At 72.2% G+C, this 17907-nt stretch carries 14 protein-coding genes and 1 pseudogene; 9 read left to right on the top strand and 6 right to left on the bottom strand.

The features are described from left to right. Positions 1–219: 219 nt before the first annotated feature. Positions 220–1137: pseudogene (locus ABTY15_RS12150) on the bottom strand (C40 family peptidase); the annotation flags it as partial. 323 nt (positions 1138–1460) lie between these two features. On the opposite strand from ABTY15_RS12150, the gene ABTY15_RS12145 reads away from it, so the two are divergent. The 6 genes from ABTY15_RS12145 (at position 1461) to ABTY15_RS12120 (ending at position 9036) form a co-directional block, all read left to right on the top strand. Further along, the gene (locus ABTY15_RS12145) at positions 1461–1811 is read left to right on the top strand and encodes a DUF8827 family protein (RefSeq protein WP_350580542.1); all 351 of its coding nucleotides are present in this window, start codon (positions 1461–1463) and stop codon (positions 1809–1811) included. 173 nt (positions 1812–1984) lie between these two features. Then, positions 1985–2809 (top strand): DUF8175 domain-containg protein, encoded by an 825-nt coding sequence (locus ABTY15_RS12140; protein ID WP_350580540.1) that lies wholly within the window; start codon positions 1985–1987, stop codon positions 2807–2809. 28 nt (positions 2810–2837) lie between these two features. Next, positions 2838–4079 (top strand): hypothetical protein, encoded by a 1242-nt coding sequence (locus ABTY15_RS12135; RefSeq protein ID WP_350580537.1) that lies wholly within the window; start codon positions 2838–2840, stop codon positions 4077–4079. 7 nt (positions 4080–4086) lie between these two features. After that, the gene (locus ABTY15_RS12130) at positions 4087–5661 is read left to right on the top strand and encodes an SCO6880 family protein (RefSeq protein WP_350580535.1); all 1575 of its coding nucleotides are present in this window, start codon (positions 4087–4089) and stop codon (positions 5659–5661) included. Between the two features lie 42 nt (positions 5662–5703). Continuing rightward, positions 5704–7053, top strand: a complete 1350-nt coding sequence (locus ABTY15_RS12125) for an ATP-binding protein (protein WP_350580531.1) — start codon at positions 5704–5706, stop codon at positions 7051–7053. 183 nt (positions 7054–7236) lie between these two features. Next, on the top strand, positions 7237–9036 hold the full coding sequence (locus ABTY15_RS12120; protein ID WP_350580524.1) for a bifunctional metallophosphatase/5'-nucleotidase: 1800 nt from the start codon (positions 7237–7239) through the stop codon (positions 9034–9036). A 67-nt stretch (positions 9037–9103) separates the two neighbouring features. Here the strand turns inward: ABTY15_RS12120 and ABTY15_RS12115 are convergent, their stop codons facing one another. The 5 genes from ABTY15_RS12115 to ABTY15_RS12095 form a co-directional block, all read right to left on the bottom strand. Next, positions 9104–10486 carry a sensor histidine kinase gene (locus ABTY15_RS12115; RefSeq protein ID WP_350580521.1) on the bottom strand — a complete coding sequence of 461 codons (1383 nt, stop codon included), beginning with the start codon at positions 10484–10486 and terminating at the stop codon, positions 9104–9106. 122 nt (positions 10487–10608) lie between these two features. Then, entirely contained in the window at positions 10609–11379 is a 771-nt protein-coding gene (locus tag ABTY15_RS12110) for a response regulator transcription factor (protein ID WP_350580518.1), read from the bottom strand. Positions 11380–11455: 76 nt separating this feature from the next. Then, positions 11456–12595 (bottom strand): S1C family serine protease, encoded by a 1140-nt coding sequence (locus tag ABTY15_RS12105; protein ID WP_350580516.1) that lies wholly within the window; start codon positions 12593–12595, stop codon positions 11456–11458. Between the two features lie 125 nt (positions 12596–12720). Then, a complete protein-coding gene (locus tag ABTY15_RS12100; protein WP_350580513.1) occupies positions 12721–13782 on the bottom strand; it encodes a LacI family DNA-binding transcriptional regulator in 1062 nt (353 codons plus the stop codon). A gap of 125 nt (positions 13783–13907) precedes the next feature. Further along, on the bottom strand, positions 13908–14639 hold the full coding sequence (locus ABTY15_RS12095; protein ID WP_350580510.1) for a response regulator transcription factor: 732 nt from the start codon (positions 14637–14639) through the stop codon (positions 13908–13910). A 684-nt stretch (positions 14640–15323) separates the two neighbouring features. On the opposite strand from ABTY15_RS12095, the gene ABTY15_RS12090 reads away from it, so the two are divergent. The 3 genes from ABTY15_RS12090 (at position 15324) to ABTY15_RS12080 (ending at position 17719) form a co-directional block, all read left to right on the top strand. Then, positions 15324–15617 (top strand): MoaD/ThiS family protein, encoded by a 294-nt coding sequence (locus tag ABTY15_RS12090; RefSeq protein WP_049659718.1) that lies wholly within the window; start codon positions 15324–15326, stop codon positions 15615–15617. Positions 15618–15622: 5 nt separating this feature from the next. Continuing rightward, positions 15623–16846 (top strand): hypothetical protein, encoded by a 1224-nt coding sequence (locus ABTY15_RS12085; RefSeq protein ID WP_502893482.1) that lies wholly within the window; start codon positions 15623–15625, stop codon positions 16844–16846. 150 nt (positions 16847–16996) lie between these two features. Further along, positions 16997–17719: an LmeA family phospholipid-binding protein gene (locus tag ABTY15_RS12080; protein ID WP_350580506.1), complete on the top strand. Its 723-nt coding sequence runs from the start codon at positions 16997–16999 to the stop codon at positions 17717–17719. Positions 17720–17907: the final 188 nt, after the last annotated feature.

The following is a 17907-nucleotide window of genomic DNA, read 5'->3' as shown; positions in this document are numbered from 1 at the left end:
GCGCGCTCTTCTGTGTGGGGGGGGTTGCGCGGGGGGGGGGGGGGCGGGGCCGGGGGGGCGGGGCCGGGCTGGGGCGGGCGGCGCGGCGGCCGCCGGCCGGTTGCCGGCGGACGGAGCGGCCGGGGTGCTCGCGGGCGCCGCCGGGGGTGCCGCCGGGGGCGTGGTCGGGGCGGGCGCGCCGGGGCGGCTCGGGGCGTTGACGGCCCCGTTCGAGTTCCGGGTCGGCAGGGCCTGGGCGCCGTCCGAGGTGACCCGGGTCGCGCCGATGTACTCCCTGGTGTCGATCTTGTCGTAGCGGATCACCGCGTTGGTGTGCGGCGCGTTGATCATGTAGCCGCCGCCGACGTAGATCCCGACGTGGTGGATGCTCCGCGGATCGTTCAGGTCCGTCGCGAAGAACACCAGGTCCCCCGGGCGCAGCTGGTCGCGCGAGGGGTGCGGCCCGGCGTACCACTGGTCGTTGGCCACCCGGGGCAGCTCGATGCCCACGCTGAGGTAGGCGGCCTGGGTGAGACCCGAGCAGTCGAACTGCCCGTTCTGCGAGGGCAGCCCCTCCCCGCCCCACAGGTACGGGGTGCCGAGCTTGGTCTGCGCGAAGTAGATCGCCCCGGCCGACTGCGCCGACACCTCCACCGGCGCGGTCGGCGCGGTGAAACTGTGGGCCATCGCCTGGATGTTCTTCACGTAGCCCTGGGTCTCCTTGTACGGCGGCACCCCGTTGTACTTGGTCACCGCGTACGGACCGGCGTTGTAGGCGGCCAGCATGTTCGCCTGCCGGTCACCCGGCACGCTCGCGACGTCCCGGGCGAGCGCGCAGTCGAAGGTCGCCGCCGAGGCGATCGCGTCCAGCGGGTCCCAGACGTCCTTCTTGCCGTCCCCATTGCCGTCCGTGCCGTACGAGGCCCAGGTGCCCGGCATGAACTGCGCCATTCCCTGCGCCCCGACGCCCGATTGGGCGCGCGGGTCGAAACCGCTTTCCTGGTACAGCTGCGCCGCGAGCATCGGCGGTGAGATCTCCGGACAGAGCGCGCCCCATTGCTGGATCGGCGCCTGGTAGGCGGCCGGGACCGTGCCCGGGGAGAGCGCGGAGCGATTCGCCGACTGGCCCGGCGTCCCACTCGCCGCATACGTCCCCATCGTCACCAGACCGAGGAACCCGAACGCGACAACTCCCGCCGCAGCGGCGGCCGTACCGGCCTTCCGGAGTACCATCAGCACCATCCCGACGAATCGTCAGTCGAAGTGTTCCGGAAGGCGTTGCTCACCGCAATCATCAGAGATACAAAGAGTGAGCGCTATCCTTCGTACGGTGGACATCCTCGCGTACGTGTCCGATGCCTCACGACCAATCCGCGAGAAGTAGCCAAGTCGACATCAGATCTGGCCAAGAATAGGTACCGACCCTTCGCGCGGGCGGGGTCCGGGCCCTTGAATTTGCCTGATCGGGCGGTGAGATGGAAATGAACCTGAGCAGCGTGCACATCAACGCGATCGGCCACCTGGCCGAGGACCCTCCTAAGAAGCCGAATATCGACACCATCATCGGCGGGATCGCCCCGGACTGGGGCCCGTTCGCGAGCCTCGGCTCGGAGGCCCGGGTGATGGTCGAGGTCATCATGGCCGTCGCCATCCTCTGTTGCCTGGGCATCGCCGTCTGGGGTGCGGCCAAGCAGCGGATCGGTGCGACCGCCATGCGGGACAGCTTCGGCGCCGAACAGGGCAAGGGGCTGATCGTCGCGGGCCTGACCGGCGTGTTCATCATTGGATCACTCGGCACTCTGTTCACCATTGTCTACGGCATGGCGATCTGACGATCGGACAGCAGTAGGGCAGTCGTCCGGCCCGCCCGCGGACAGGTCCCCGTCCGGACCGTCCCGGTACGCCCGCCAGCAGTCCACCACCGTTCCCACCCTCCGTCCGCGCCCGCCCACGGGCGGAGGGCCCCCGGAGCCGCCCCCCGGCTCCCCGCACCAGGAGGGCCGCCGTGCCGTTGTCCGACGACCAGCCGCACACCCGCACGCGGCTGCCGGTCGGCGAACAGCCCTCCTCCCAGCCCACCACCCGTCAGGCCCGGCCGCTCCGCACGCTGCTGACCGTCCTCGTCGTGGTCACCCTGCTCGTCGTGGCCATCTCCATCGCCAACCACGGCAACCCCGACCCCGGCACCGCCACCCGGTCCTCCGACCACGCCACCCCCGCCGCCCCCGGCGGCGCCGGCGGCGCCGGACCGGCTCCCAGCGGCGACCAGCCCGTCAGCACCACCACCAACGGCATCGCCGCCGGCTTCCCGCACACCGACCAGGGCGCCCAGTCCGCCGCCGCCAACTACGCGGTGGCGATCGGCTCCGCGGACATGTTCCGCACCGACAGCCGCCACACCATCGTCGCCACCATCGCCGACCCGACCGCCGCCCAGGCCCTCCAGACCCGCCTGGACCAGGGCTTCTCGCCGGAGACGGCGGCCAGGTTCGGAGTCGATGCGCAGGGGAGGCCTCCCAAGGGCCTGACGTTCGTCAGCCGGACCATCCCGGTCGGTACCAGGAGCAATGGGTACACCCCGGACAGCGTCAAGGTCGACGTCTGGTGCACCGGCCTGTTCGGCCTTGCCGGTGAGCGCTCGATCAGGCCGGTGTCCGAGGAATGGTTCACGCTCAGCCTCAGCCTGCGCTGGACCGGAACAGACTGGAAGCTCACCGACTTCAGCCGAGCGGGGGGCCCGGCGCCTGTCCCGCCGGACCAGCAGGCCGCGACCGCCGAGGAGATCACAGGTGCCGTCGAGCAGTTCGGAGGCTTCCGTTATGCCCGCTGACGGTAATTCGGGAGTCGTTTGGTCAAGCATGCGACGCCTGGCCGGCGGGGCGTTGTTCGCCGCCCTCTCGGTCCCGTTGATGGCCCACCGCGCCATGGCGGAGCCTTCGCCCACCCCAAGCCCTGGAGTGACCAACACGAGTTGCCCAGGCGTTCCGCTGCCTGGGAACGACGTTTACTGCGCCCCGGGCGGAAGCGGCTCGCTGCCCGGCAGTGGGACTGTCGGGAATGTGGCGGATCCGTTGGGGTCGTTGGCCAAGGGGTGTGCGCAGGCGGCGGCTTGGGTGGTGCGGAAGCTGTCGGGGGCGATCGACGGGACGACGAAGGTGGACTTCACCAATGCGTCGTTCCTGCAGCAGTACGCTGTGGTGTTCGCGGTGTCGACGGTCATCACCCTGGTGCTGTGGCTGCTCGCGGTGACGAAGCGGGCGGTGCGGGGGGCGCCGTTGACGACGGCGTTCTCGGAGGCGATCGGCTTCCTGTGGCTGACCGTGGTGGCGTCGGCGTTCACGCCGTTGATCCTGTACACCGTGGTGAGCGTGACGGACGGGCTGACCAAGGCGATCGCGGTGGGGACGAAGTCGGACACCGGGACGTACCTGGGCGGGTTCGCGGACACCCTGGAGAAGGGCGACGTGGGCGGTGGGCCGCTGATCCTGGTGATCGTGTCGCTGGTGGCGGTGCTGGCGGCGGCGGTGCTCTGGATCGAGCTGCTGATCCGGGCGGCGATGCTGTACGTGGGCGCGCTGCTGGGTACGGCGGTGTACGCGGGGCTGGTGGACAAGCAGCTGTGGAAGCACGTGCGCCGGTGGGCGGGGGTGATGGTGGCGGTGGACCTGGCGAAGCCGATCATCGTGATCATCCTGGGCCTGGCGGGCGCGGTGGCGACCGGGGCCGGGGCCAACGACGACTTCGCCCGGGTGCTGTCGGGGCTGGCGATCCTGTTCCTGTCGATCTTCGCGAGCGCCGCGGTGTACCGCTTCGTGCCGGGCTTCGGCGACGAGATCATGAACATGCGTCATGCCCGCGCGAGCGCGGTGTCGGCGGGTTCGGCGATGATCAACGGGACCGCGAACCTGATGAAGCAGGGCATCACCACCCACGGCGACCGCGGTCCGGTCGGTGCGGGAGGCGGCGGTGGTGCGGGCGGCGGCTCGGTCGCGCCCGGCATCGCCGCGCACGCCGGCCGCACCCCGGCCCCGCCGGCGCAGGCCGGGCCGCCGCAGAACCCGGTTCCGATCCGTGACAGCAATCCAGCGAAGGGAGGGTGACGGGTAAGTGAGCAGCGAACCGCTCGGCCAGTACGGGGCCCAGTACGCCCAGCCGTACGTGCACCAGCGCCGCACCTACCTGATCGGCAAGGCCCGCCCGAACGCGCCGATCGGCCGCAACCGCGAGTCCGGCGAGATCATGCTGATCATCTTCGGGGCCTTCCTCGGCATGCTCTGGGGCCTGCTGATGCCGGTCCTGCCGCTGCGGATCGCCGGTCTGGTCGGCCTGCCCGTGCTGGCGATCGCGGCGGTGTACGTGCCGTACCGCAAGCGCACGTTCTACAAGTGGGTGGAGATCAACCGCACCTACCGGCGGACGGTGCGCAGTGGGCGGGCGGTGTGGCGTTCGGACGTGATGGACGCCGGCACCCGGATGGACGGCCGGGAGGTGGAGGTCGGTCCGCCGCCCGGGGTGGGGCGGCTGCGCTGGCTGACGGCGCCGTTCGGCCCGGACGAGGTCGGGGTGCTGATGCACCTGGAGCGCCGGACGGTGACGGCCGCGATCGAGATCGAGGGCCCCGGCGTCGGGCTGCGCGACTCGGAGGACCAGGAGGCGCTGGTCGACCGGTTCGGCACGCTGCTGAAGCACGTCGCCAACGGGGACGGCTTCGTGACCCGGCTGCAGATCCTGGCCCGGACGCTGCCGGCCGACCCGGACGCGCACGCGAAGGACGTCGAGCGGCGCGGTGACCACGGGGCGCCGCGCTGGCTGAAGGACTCGTACGACCAGTTGCAGTCGATGGTGTCGACCTCCTCGGAGCAGCACCGGGCGTACCTGGTGGCCTGCATGCACTACACCCGCGACTTGGCGGCCGAGGCGCACGCCATGGGCCGGACGGCGACCGGCGGCCGGGCCCGGGACGACGAGGGGCTGGCGGCCGTGATGGCGCGCGAGCTGACCGACATCTGCGCCCGGCTGGCGGAGGCGGACATCCGGGTGCGTCAGCCGCTCGGTCAGGCCCGGCTCTCCTCGCTGCTGCACTCGATGTACGACCCGGACCACCCGATCGACCACATCCAGGCGATGTCCCGGCGCAACGCCTGGCCGGCCGAGCTGGACGCGACCCACCCGCAGTACCTCCAGGCGAAGACCCGCGAGTCGGCGACCCGGGCGCCGTGGTGCCACGCCACCGCGTGGATCAAGGAGTGGCCGCTGACCCCGGTGGGGGTCAACTTCCTGGCGCCGCTGCTGGTGCACACCCCGGACGTGATCCGGACGGTCGCGGTGACGATGGACCTGGAGCCGACCGACGTCGCGATCGAGCGGATGCTGACCGAGAAGACCAACGACGAGGCGGAGGCCAGTCGCGCGGCGAAGATGAACCGGACGGTCGACCCGCGCGACCTGGCGCACACCGGCCGGGTGGACCAGCGCGGTGACGACCTGGCGTCCGGCGCGGCCGGCGTCAACCTGGTCGGCTACATCACGGTGTCCTCGCGCAACCCGGACGCGCTGGCACGCGACAAGCGGACCATCCGGGCCTCGGCCGGCAAGAGCTACCTCAAGCTGGAGTGGTGCGACCGCGAGCACCACCGGGCCTTCGTCAACACCCTGCCGTTCGCCACCGGCATCCGCCGCTGACGTCCGCCGGCACGTTCCCCGATCCAGACCAGGAGGCCGCACATGGCGCTCGGCAACCTCACCGAGGCTTTCACCAGCCTGATGTTCGGCAAGGTGGAGACCACTCGGCTGCCGGTGCGCACCTCCACCGGCCAGGCGCAGGCCGTCTACCTGCCCACCGCGGCGCCGGGGCTGGGCGACTCGGGGGTGATCATCGGCCGCGAGGTGTACAGCGGCAAGGGGTACGTGTACGACCCCTTCCAGCTGTACGGGCAGCAGCTGCCGGCCCCGCACTGGCTGGTGCTGGGGGAGTCCGGCAACGGCAAGTCGGCGCTGGAGAAGACGTACGTGCTGCGGCAGTTGAGGTTCCGTGACCGGCAGGTCGTGGTGCTGGACGCGCAGGGCGAGGACGGCGTCGGCGAGTGGAACCTGATCGCCGACGCGCTGGGCATAAAGTCGATCCGGCTGGACCCGATGGCGGCCCGGGACGGCGGGGTGAAGCTCAACCCGCTGGACCCGGCGATCACCCAGACCGGCCAGCTGTCGCTGCTGCGCACCATCATCGAGGTGGCGATGGGCCGGGGCCTGGAGGAGCGGGCCGGGTTCGCGCTGAAGGCCGCGCACGCCCATGTGGTGGCCTCGGTGACCGAGCGCCAGCCGGTGCTGGACGACATCATCGACACGTTGCGCAACCCCGACCTGTCCTCGGTGGAGTCGCTGGGCGTGGCGGTGGACGAGGTGCAGTCCTGGGGCCTGGACGTGGCGCTGGTGCTGGACCGGCTGGTCGACGGCGACCTGCGGGGGATGTTCGACGGGCCGACCACCGACGGCATCGACCTGGACGCGCCGCTGATCGTCTTCGACCTCTCGCACATCGACCGGAACTCGATCGCGATGCCGATCCTGATGGCGATCGTCGGCGTGTGGCTGGAGCACACCTGGATCCGGCCGGACCGGAAGAAGCGCATCTTCCTGGTCGAGGAGGCCTGGCACATCATCAACAGCCCGTTCGTGGCGCAGCTGTTCCAGCGGCTGCTGAAGTTCGGTCGCCGGCTGGGGCTCTCCTTCGTGGCGGTGGTGCACCACCTGTCGGACGTGGTGGACGGCGCGGCGGCCAAGGAGGCCTCGGCGATCCTGAAGATGGCCTCCACCCGGACGATCTACATGCAGAAGGCCGAGGAGGCGCGGGCCACCGGCCGGGTGCTGGGGCTGCCGCGCTGGGCGGTGGAGATCATTCCCACACTTTCGCCGGGCATCGCGGTCTGGGACGTGAACGGGAACGTCCAGGTGGTCAAGCACATCATCACCGAGACCGAGCGGCCGCTGGTGTACACCGACCGCGCGATGACCGAGGATGCGGTGGCCGAACGGGCGCGCGCCGAGCGGCAGTTGGCGGCCGAGCCGGGGATGTGAGGGGTCGTTCCGGGCGGGGGAGCCCCGGCCGGACGACGATGATTCGTCAGTAGGTAATCCTCTCGTTACGTTCAACGTCCTGACAGCTACGCGCGTTGACCCTAGGCTGCACTGGCGCAACACATCGCCCAGCGCCCGGTCCTGTCCACAGCCGGGCGTTCATCCAAGGTGCAGGGGACCCTCATGCTCACCGTCAGATCCCGACGCGCGGCGCTCGCCGTCGTCGCCGCGGCAGGTCTGGTCGGCACGGTGGCCGTGCCGACGGCCGCGCAGGCCGCCGACGCCAACGCCAAGCGTCACAAGACCGTCAACCTCCAGTTGCTGGCGATCAACGACTTCCACGGCAACCTGGAGCCCCCGGCCGGCTCGTCGGGCACCGTCAAGGAGATCGACCCGAAGACCGGTCAGGTCGTCTCCACCCCGGCCGGTGGCATCGAGTACCTGGCCACCGCGCTGCGGCAGGCCCGCATCCCGGCCGACGACTCGATCACCGTCGCGGCTGGCGACATCGTCGGCGCCAGCCCGCTGACCTCGGCGCTGTTCCACGACGAGCCGACCATCGAGGCGATGGACAAGCTCGGCCTGGACGTCACCGCGGTCGGCAACCACGAGTTCGACGAGGGTGCCCAGGAGCTCCTGCGGATGCAGGAGGGCGGCTGCCACCCGGTCGACGGCTGCTACGAGGAGGGGCGCACGTTCAAGGGCGCCAACTTCAACTACCTCGCGGCCAACGTCACCGACGAGAAGACCGGCAAGCCGTTGCTGGCCCCGTACTGGGTGACCAAGTCGCAGGGCGTGAAGGTCGGCTTCATCGGCGTCACCCTGGAGGGCACGCCGAACATCGTGACCGCCGAGGGCGTCAAGGGCCTGAAGTTCGGCAACGAGGTCGCCACGATCAACAAGTACGCCGCCGAGCTCAAGGCGCAGGGCGTCAACTCGATCGTCGCGCTGATCCACGAGGGCGGCTACCCGGCCAGCAGCGTCTACAACTACGACTGCGGCCCGGCCGGCCAGGGCATCTCCGGCCCGATCGTCGACATCTCCAGGAAGCTCGACCCGGCGATCGGCGCCATCGTCACCGGCCACACCCACAACGCGTACGCGTGCACCATCCCCGACCCGAACGGCGTGCCCCGCTCGGTGACCAGCGCCGCCTCCTTCGGCCGGCTCTACACCGAGATCGACCTGAAGCTCGACAAGACCACCGGCGCGATCGTCCGCCCGTCGGTCAAGGCCGAGAACCACATCGTGCGGCGCACGGTCGAGAAGGCGCCCGACATGACCGCGCTGATCGACCACTACGCCAAGCTGGCCGCCCCGATCGCCAACCGCCCGGTCGGCTACATCGGCGCGGACATCAACGGCCGTGGCAGCGGCGACCTGGAGAAGCCGCTCGGTGACCTGATCGCCGACGCGCAGCTGGAGGGGCTGTCCCCGGCCGACAAGGGTGCGGCGCAGGTCGCCTTCATGAACCCGGGCGGCATCCGCTCCGACCTGGTCTTCAAGGCCTCGGGCGGCGAGGGCGACGGCGTGGTGACCTACGGCGAGGCGTTCACCGTCCAGCCGTTCACCAACATGATGCAGGTCAAGACGCTGACCGGCGCTCAGCTGATCCAGCTGCTCCAGCAGCAGGTGAGCGGGCCCAACGAGGCCGCGCCGAAGATCCTTCAGCCGTCCAAGAGCCTCCACTACACCCTGGACATGCGCAAGGCCGGTGCCGAGCGGGTGCTCGTCGACTCGATCCGCCTCAACGGCGCGCCGATCGACCCGGCCGCCAAGTACCGCGTCGCGGCCAACGAGTTCCTGGCCGGTGGCGGCGACGGCTTCCCGGCCTTCGCGGCCGGCACCGACAAGCTCGTCGGTGCCTCCGACCTGGACGTCTTCGCGGCCTTCCTCGGTGCCCACAGCTCGGCGTCCGCGCCGCTGGCGGCCCCGGCGCAGGACCGGATCAAGGTCCTCGGCCCGGGCAGCGACATCGACTGACCGAGAGCCGACACAGGACGGGCGGGGCGCTGTCGGGGCGCCCCGCCCGTCCTGCTTTTGCGTTCGGTCACTCGGGGTGGGGACCACCCGGCAGCCGGACGGTCGCCAGCGCGCCCGGGCCGCCGTCCCCCGCCGGGCCCAGCGACACCTCGCCGCCGGCCTCCCGGACGCTCTGCGCGACGATCGACAGCCCGAGGCCCGAGCCCGGCAGCTGACGCGAGGACGGCGAGCGCCAGAACCGGTCGAAGACGTACTGCAGTTCGTCCGGCGGGATGCCGGGGCCGTGGTCGCGGACGGTCAGCACGCCCTGCTGGAGCCGGACTTCGATGGTGCCGCCGGGCGGGCTGTACTTCACCGCGTTGTCCAGCAGGTTGATCACCGCCCGTTCGAGCGCGGCGGCGTCGCCGTGCACGTACCAGGGCTCGGTGGTGGTCTCGAAGACCAGCCCCGGGCCGCGGAGCTCGGCGCGTTCGACGGCCCGTCCGGCGATCTCGTGCAGGGCGACGACGGCGAGGTTGCGGACCGGCTTCGGGGAGTCCGGCCGGGACAGCTGGAGCAGGTCGCCGATCAGCACCGTGAGTTCCTGCATCTGGGCCTTCATGTTGCCCAGCAGCTTGGTCTTGGTCGCGGGCGGGAGCGGGCGGCCGGTCTGGTCGCTGCGGATCAGCAGGTCGACGTTGGTGCGGAGGGAGGTCAGCGGCGTCCGCAGCTCGTGCCCGGCGTCGGCGATCAGACGGGTCTGCCGCTCGCGGGAGTTGGCGAGGGCGGTGCTCATGGAGTTGAAGGAGGTGGAGAGCCGGGCGATCTCGTCGTCGCCGTGGACGGGGATGGTCGTGCCGACCTCCTCGGTGCGGGCGATGTGCTCGACGGCGTCGGTGAGTTGGTCGACGGGCTTGAGGGCGGACCGGGCGACCAGGCGGCCGGCGATGGCGGCGAGGGCGATGCCGCCGAGGGAGACGGCGCCGAGGATGATGGCGAGCTTCTCCAGGGAGTCCTCGACCGGCTGGAGCGGGGCGGCGACCATGACCAGGACGGGCGGAAGGCTGGAATTGGCATTCCGGTACCACGCCACCCGGACCATGGCGGGGGAGCCGTCGGTGTACTGCCCGCCGCGGATGACGGGCTGTCCCTGCCGGAGGGCGAACACCTTGCTGTCGTCCTGCTGGATCATGATCGCCCGCTTCGAGCCGGGTGGCAGGCAGACGACGGACAGGTCGGCGGAGACGTTCTGGGTGTCCCGCAGGGGAGGTCCCAGGTCGCCGGTGGGGCGGTTGTTGCGCGGGTTGGCCAGCGCGACGTCGAGCGCGCCCTGGGGGGTGCTCCCGCAAGGCACGTTGGGGATGCGGGGCAGCGGCTCCGGCTCCGCACTGCGCAGGTCCGTGCGGACCTGGTCGTAGAGCTGCTTCTCCACGATGAACCAGCAGGCCAGCGCCGACAGTGCGATGGCCACCGCCACCGCGGCCGCGCTCAGGAGGGTGAGGCGGCTGCGGAGGGAGCGGGAGCGGAACCAGTGGGGGAGGCGCCGGCCGCGGGAGGTGCGGGGCGGGACCAGGGGTGGGGGCGGAACGGCGGTCACGCGCTGGTGCCGGCGGCCGGGCGCAGGGCGTAGCCGACGCCGCGGACGGTCTGGATGAGGCGTGGCATGCCGCCCTGCTCGGTCTTGCGGCGCAGGTACATCACGTACACGTCGAGGGAGTTGGAGGAGGGTTCGAAGTCGAAGCCCCAGACCGCCTTGAGGATCTGTTCGCGGGTGAGCACCTGGCGGGGGTGGGAGAGGAACATCTCCAGCAGCATGAACTCGGTGCGGGTGAGTTCGACCGGCCGGCCGGCGCGGGTGACCTCGCGGGTGGCGGTGTTCATCTTGAGGTCGGCGAAGGCCAGCACCTCGCTCTCGTCCTCGGCGGCGGCGCGGGCAGCGGCCTCGGTGGCGAGGGCGTTGCGGCGGAGCAGGGCGCGGACGCGGGCGAGGAGTTCGTCGAGTTCGAAGGGCTTGGCGAGGTAGTCGTCGGCGCCGACGTCGAGGCCGGTGACGCGGTCGCCGACGGCGTCGCGGGCGGTGAGCATGAGCACCGGGACGGTGTCGCCGCGCGAGCGCATCCGGCGGACGGCGGTGAGGCCGTCCATCCGGGGCATCATGATGTCCAGCAGGACGAGGTCGGGCTTGTCGCGTTCGACGCATTCCAGGGCCTCGTAGCCGTCGGTGGCGGTGGCGACCTCGTAGCCCTCGAAGGCGAGGCTGCTCTCCAGGGCGTCCCGGAGGGCGGGTTCGTCGTCGACCACGAGGAGGCGGGCCGTGGGCTGGCCGGGCTCGCCGGGGGTGCGGTCGTCGGCGGACGGGGTCATGGGCTACTGCCCTTTCTCGTCGGGTGGAGGGCCTGCTCGGAAGCTGCTGGGGACCTGCTCGGAGTAATTGTCCGTCTTACACGTTCTGGCCGGCCTGTAGCTTCGGCAGGACCTGCTTGATGTCGTTGATCGGGATGGCGAAGCCGAGGCCGACGCTGCCCGCGCTGCTGCTGCCGCCCGCGGTGGAGCTGGAGCCGGTGGGCGAGTACATCGCCGAGTTGATGCCGATGACCTGTCCGTTGGCGTTGATCAGCGGGCCGCCGGAGTTGCCGGGGTTGAGGGCGGCGTCGGTCTGGAACGCCTTGTACGTGGTGGTGGTGCCGCCGTTCTGCTGCGGGGTGCTGCCGCGCAGGCCGGGCAGGTTGGGGAAGCCGAAGCCGCCGTTGCCGCTGGTGCTGCCCTCGTCGAGCTGGACGGTGACCTCGCGGTTCTCGGCGCTGATGATGCCGGAGGTGACGGTGCCGGTGAGGCCGTCGGGGTTGCCGATGGCGACGACGGGGTCGCCGACGGCCACGGTGGAGGAGTCGCCGAGGGTGGCCGGGCTGAGGTTCTTGGCGCCGCTCGCGGTGATCACGGCGGCGTCGAGGGACTTGTCGGTGCCGGTCACGGTGGCCTGGGCGGTGGAGCCGTCCTTGAAGGTGACGGTGATCCGGCCGCCGTTCAGCGCGCCGTCGACGACGTGGTAGTTGGTGAGGATCTGGCCGTTCTTGTCGAGGACGACGCCGGTGCCGGTGGCGGTGCCGCTGCCGGTCTTGACGGTGATCTGGACGACGCTGGGGGAGACGGCCGCGGCGATGGCGGGCACGTCGGCGCTGCCGTCGGAGCGGGCCGAGACAGGGCTGGCGATGGTGCCGGTGCGGGTGGCGGTGGAGTGCTGGGCGGCGACCACCCCGCCGGTCACGCCGCCGAGGACGGCGGCGACCGCGGCGACGGCGGTGACCAGGGCGAGCCGTCCGCGCAGCAGGCCGCGCCGGGCCCGGCCGCCGTGGCCAGGGGTGCCGCCGTGGCCGTCGTGGCCGAAGGGCTCACCGGGGGTGGGCGGCCCGGGAGGCATGGGCGGGGGAGGGGGCGGTCCGTCGAAGCCTCCGGCGGAGTGGTCCTCGCGGTAGCCGTAGCCGTAGTCGCTCGTTCCGGTGCTGCTGCCGAGCACGGTGCCCTCGACCACGCGGGGCTGGTAGGGGCCGTACTGCTCGTTGCGCTGCTGCGGTTCGCTCATGTCGACCAACGTCCGCCCGGCGGATGAGGATCCGATGAGAGCGGGCTCAGAAGGGTCCGAGAAGCCCGTTCGGTTCTCATAAAGCCTGGTCAGGTGCCCTGCGGCGACGGACGGAGCGGAGTCGGCTACTCCGCTTCGACGGCGGCCCGCGGCTGCGTCCCGTTGCAACCGCAGGAACGGCGGATGACCAGGCGGGACGGGAACTTCCGGACCCGCTCGGTGTCCGAGCCGGGCACCATCAGCGAGTCGTCGAGCACCAGGTCGACGGCGGCCCGGGCCATCGCGTCGCGGTCGGAGGCGACGGTGGTCAGCGGCGGGTCGGCGAGCGCGGCCTCGGGTACGTCGTCGAAGCCGGCCACCGCGAGGTCCTCCGGGACCTTCAGGCCGACCTCGCGGGCGGCCCGCAGCACGCCGATCGCCTGGTCGTCGGTGGAGCAGAAGATCGCCCGCGGCCGGTCCGGCGAGCGCAGCACGCCCAGCGCGACCTCGTACGCGCCGTACCGGTGGAAGGGCGCGTCGATCAGGTACGGCTCGGTGGGCAGGCCGTGCGCGTCCATGGCGCGCTGCCAGCCCTCGACGTGGTCGATGACCGGGTCGCCGGGGGCCGGGGAGTCGACCGGGCCGCCGAAGCAGGCCACGTACGGGTGCCCGTGCACCTCCAGCAGGTGGCGCACGACGGCCTCGGCACCGCCCACGTCGTCGGTGACCACCGCGACGTCGTCGATCGCCTCGGGGCGGCGGTGCAGCAGGACGACCTTCGCGCCCTCCATCGCGGCGAACTCCTCGGCGGCCCGCTGCGAGGGGCCCTGGCTGACCAGGATCAGGCCGGAGACCCGCATGCCGAGGAAGGCCCGGACGTAGTGGACCTCGCGGTCGTCCACGTAGTCGGAGTTGCCGATCAGCACGAGCTTGCCGCGCTCGGAGGCGGCACGTTCCACGGCGTGCGCCATCTCGGCGAAGAACGGCTGGCGGGCGTCCGGGACGACCATGCCGATCAGGTTGGTCCGGCGCGAGGCCATCGCCTGGGCGACGCTGTTCGGCCGGTAGCCGAGCTGCTCGATCGCCGCGAGGACCTTCTCCCGGGTCGCGGGCGCGACCGGGCGCGGCCCGTTGTTGATGACGTAGCTGACGACCGCGGTCGAGGTACCAGCCAGTCGGGCTACATCGTCGCGCGTCACTTTGGCCACGGGTGGAGTCTACGCGTGTGGCGTTCGCACCGGCAGTGGGACCTGGGGCCACCGGGGGATGGCCGGGGGGTGTCGAGGGGACGAACCGGACAAGCCGGGCGGGGAGCGCCCGCCCGGCGCGCCGGTCAGGCCTCCAGCGGCTCCGACGGGCGCTGGGCGAGCTCGGGCCGCTCGCCCTTCTCCGGCTTCTCCGGGACGACGAAGCGGTAGCCGACGTTGCGCACGGTGCCGATCAGCTGCTCGTGCTCGACGCCGAGCTTCGCCCGCAGCCGCCGGACGTGCACGTCCACCGTCCGGGTGCCGCCGAAGTAGTCGTAGCCCCAGACCTCCTGCAACAGCTGCGCCCGGGTGAAGACCCGGCCGGGGTGCTGGGCGAGGTACTTGAGCAGCTCGAACTCCTTGAAGGTGAGGTCGAGCGCGCGGCCCTTCAGCTTGGCGGAGTAGGTGGCCTCGTCGACCGAGAGGTCGCCGTTGCGGATCTCCATCGGGCTGTCGTCGGTGGCCACCTGGAGCCGGCCGAGCGCGAGCCGCAGCCGGGCCTCGACCTCGGCCGGGCCGGCGGTGTCCAGCAGGACGTCGTCGATGCCCCAGTCGGCGGTGACGGCGGCCAGGCCGCCCTCGGTGACGACCAGGATCAGCGGACAGCCGATGCCGGTGGAGCGCAGCAGCTGGCAGAGGCTGCGGATCTGCGGCAGGTCACGCCGGCCGTCGACCAGGATGACGTCCGCACTGGGGGTGTCGACCAGGGCCGACCCCTCGGCCGGGGCCACCCGGACGTTGTGCAGCAGCAGGCCGAGAGCCGGCAGCACCTCCGCGGAGGGCTGCAGTGCGTTGGTGAGGAGGAGGAGAGAACTCATACCCGGTAGTCCCCTTTCCGGGTCGTCGCGGTCGCGTGACGGCTGCCGCCACAGCCGAATGGCGCACGTGCTGAGCTGAGGGGGAGAGGAACGGGCGTACGGGGCGCATCGGAGGATCGGGGGGCGCGCAGGGCGCGACGGCGCGCGTGCCCGAGGTCCCGCAACCTCTGGCGCACCGTTTCTGCCCTGCTCATCCCGCGAACCCTCCGGTCTGGTCCGGCCCCGGGCGGCGGCCCGGCACCGGGTGACGACACCCCGGCCGGCCGGGGCACGTCGTTGTGCCGCGAGAGGCGGGGCGGTTCCTGCTCCGCGCCGGGGGTGGGCCGACGATTCGCAAGAACGTCCGTACTGGCGTCCTGAAAGCACAAAAGGACCCGGGGGCGACTCTGCCCGGATCCCTCTTGGAGGACGAGGATAGCCGACCTCCTTCCCCACCGGGAGGGCTCGAATCCGGCGGGTGGGGGATTTCGGGCGTGCGCCGGGTGAGCCTGGACACAGCTTCGAGTGGTCCTCGGTGCCCGCCCGGCCAGGGCGATTGCCGGTCGCGACGACGGACACGCCATCATGGGACGCACATCGGCGGCGGCGCGCGGGTCCACCTTTCGGGTGGTCGGGCGGCCGCGGCGGTGTCGAACCGGACCGGGTCACCGGGGCCGGGCGAGGACGACGAGAAGGGGTGGCCCCATGGGTGCGACCACCGAGCCCGCGAGCGGCGCCCGGGTGCGCGGGACGATCCGCTACTGGGCGGCCGCGAAGTCCGAGGCCGGGCTGGCCGAGGAGCCGTACGAGGCGGCGACCCTGGCGGAGGCGCTGGCGGCGGCCAGGGCGCGGCACGCCGACCGCCCGAAGCTCGTCCAGCTGCTGGGACACTGCTCCTACCTGGTCGACGGCGCCCAGGTCGGCGGCCGGGACCACGCGACCGTCGCCCTCACCGAGGGCGGGACGGTCGAGGTGCTGCCGCCGTTCGCGGGAGGCTGAGCGGCGTGACGGACATGAACAACGCGAACCAGCCCGGCTACGGCGGCTGGCCGCAGCAGCCGCAGGAGCCCCTGCCGCCGCAGCAGTACCAGCAGCAGTACCAGCAGGGGCAGCCGCAGCAGTACCAGCAGTTCCCGCAGGAGCCCGTGCAGGGGCAGCCGCCGTACGGCTACCCGGGATACGGGCAGCCGCCGGTGGACGACGCGGCCGCCACCACGCTGCTGCCGCCCGTTCCGGCGCTGGACGATGCGGCGGCGACCACGCTGCTGCCGCCGGTGGTGGTCTCCGGCGCGATGCCGGTCGCTCCGTCGGTTCCGGGCCCGACGCCGGCCCCGATGCCGGCCGCGGCTCCCGTGCCGCAGCCGCAGCCGGCCGCGCCCGCCTTCGACCCGCCGACCATGACGCTCAAGCGCCCGGTCGCCCCCGGCCCGGTGCCCGGTGCTCCCGTCGGCCCGCCGTACCCGGGCGTGCCGTCCCAGCCTGCGCCGCAGCCCGCTCCGCAGGCCGGCCCGCGCGGCCGGACCGGCTCGCCGATCATCGACCCGGGCCTACAGCCCGCGCTGATCACCGCCGGTGCCGCGGCCCTGCTGGCCGGCGGCGCCGCGCTCGGACAGGTGGCGCTGGCCCTGGTGGTCGCGCTGCTCCAGGTGCTGACGGCGGCCGGCTGGTTCCGGCTGAACGGCATGTGGCCGGCCCGCCAGGGCATCGCGCTCGCCGCGCTGGCCGGGTTCACCGCGGACGCGGCCGTGCTGCTCGCGGACACCGACAACGGCGTCGCGGCCGTGGTGGGCACCCTCGGCGGGTTCTTCCTGCTGGTCCTGGTGCTGCAGACGTTCCGCCCGTCGGACCCGAAGGAACGGTTCTACGCGCTGACCGTGCTCGGCTCGGCCACCGTGGTGACCGCGCTCTGCACCGCGCTGCTGCTGGCCGCGTGGGTCCCGGCGGGGGTGGGCGCGGTGGCGCTGGCCACCGTGCTGGCCGCGGCGCCGCTGCCCGGGCCGAAGCAGCTGGGCCCGGTGCTGGGCCTGGCGGCGGCCGTGCTGCTGGGCCTGCTGGTCGGCGCGCCGCTCGCGCTGGGGGCGCTCGCCGGGCTGGGGGCGCTGGTCGGCCGCCGGGTCGCGGCGTACGACTTCCCGTCCCGCTTCGTGCACATGACGGCCGGCGTGGCGCTGCCGCTGGCGGTGGCCGCGCCGCTGATCTGGATCGCCACCGACCTGCTCGCGGGCTGACCCCCCGCCGGTCCCGGCCAGTCCTGCCCGAGTCCCGCCCCGGAACCATGCTCCGGGGCGGGACGTCGTACGGTCGTGCGGGCGCGGCCGCGACGGAGCGGCCGCCACGGAACGGCGAACGACAGCGACCGGCGACGACGGGGGACAGCGATGCGCGGATGGCTGAAGGCGACGATCGGCCTGGTGGTGCTCTCCGGACTGCTGGTGGGGGCGGACCGGATAGCCGTCGGGGTGGCCGAGGACGAGGCCGCCGACCAACTGGTGAGCAGCGGCCGGATGAGCCAGCGCCCGGACGTGTCGATCGAGGGCTTCCCGTTCCTCACCCAGGCGGTGTCGATGAAGCTGGACGACGTCCGGATCTCCTCCGACGGCCTGACCGTCGGTGACGGCAGCCGCCAGGTGGCGCTGCACTCCTTCAAGGCCAGACTCTCCGGGGTCGCGGTGAGCGACAGCATGAAGAGCGCCACGGTGGACAGCGGTACCGGCACCGGTCTGATCACCTACGCGGACCTCGCGCAGTTGCTGCCGCCGGCCTCGCAGCTGCTGAAGGGCTCGTCCGCGCTGCCGGTGCCCGCCAACGCCCGGCTGACCCTGTCGTACGGCGGGCCGGGCAAGATCAAGGCCTCGCTGGGACCGCTCCAGGGCGAGGGTTCGGTGCACAACGACGGGAACACCGTCACGGCGGACGGCTTCCGCCTGAACGGGCTGGCCGGGATGCTCGCCGGGGCCACCAACCAGCGGTTCGAGCCGATGAGCTTCACCCTGGACCAGCTCCCGGCCGGGCTGAAGCTGGCCGGGGCGGACGGGGCGACGCCGCAGCCGGACGGCCTCCAGCTGACCTTCGAGGGCAAGGACGTCAGGCTGCTGGGCTGATCGCCGCTCTGCCGATCCGCTTCGCTCCGTTCCACTCCCTCCGTTCAGCTCCCCTCCGTTCCGCTCCGCGAGACGCGCCCGTCCAGGGCCGACCGCGGAGCGGTGCCGTTTCCGCCCGTTGTGTGCCGCCCGGGCGGCGCCGGACCGCCCGCGGCCGGTGGCCGCAGGCCATGACGGGGTCAAATCTC

Origin of the sequence: Kitasatospora sp. NPDC097643 (assembly GCF_040302625.1) — a bacterium.
Classification (GTDB): domain Bacteria; phylum Actinomycetota; class Actinomycetes; order Streptomycetales; family Streptomycetaceae; genus Kitasatospora.
The sequence above is the reverse complement of the archived record's forward strand: the minus strand, read 5'-3'. Positions and strand labels throughout refer to the sequence as shown.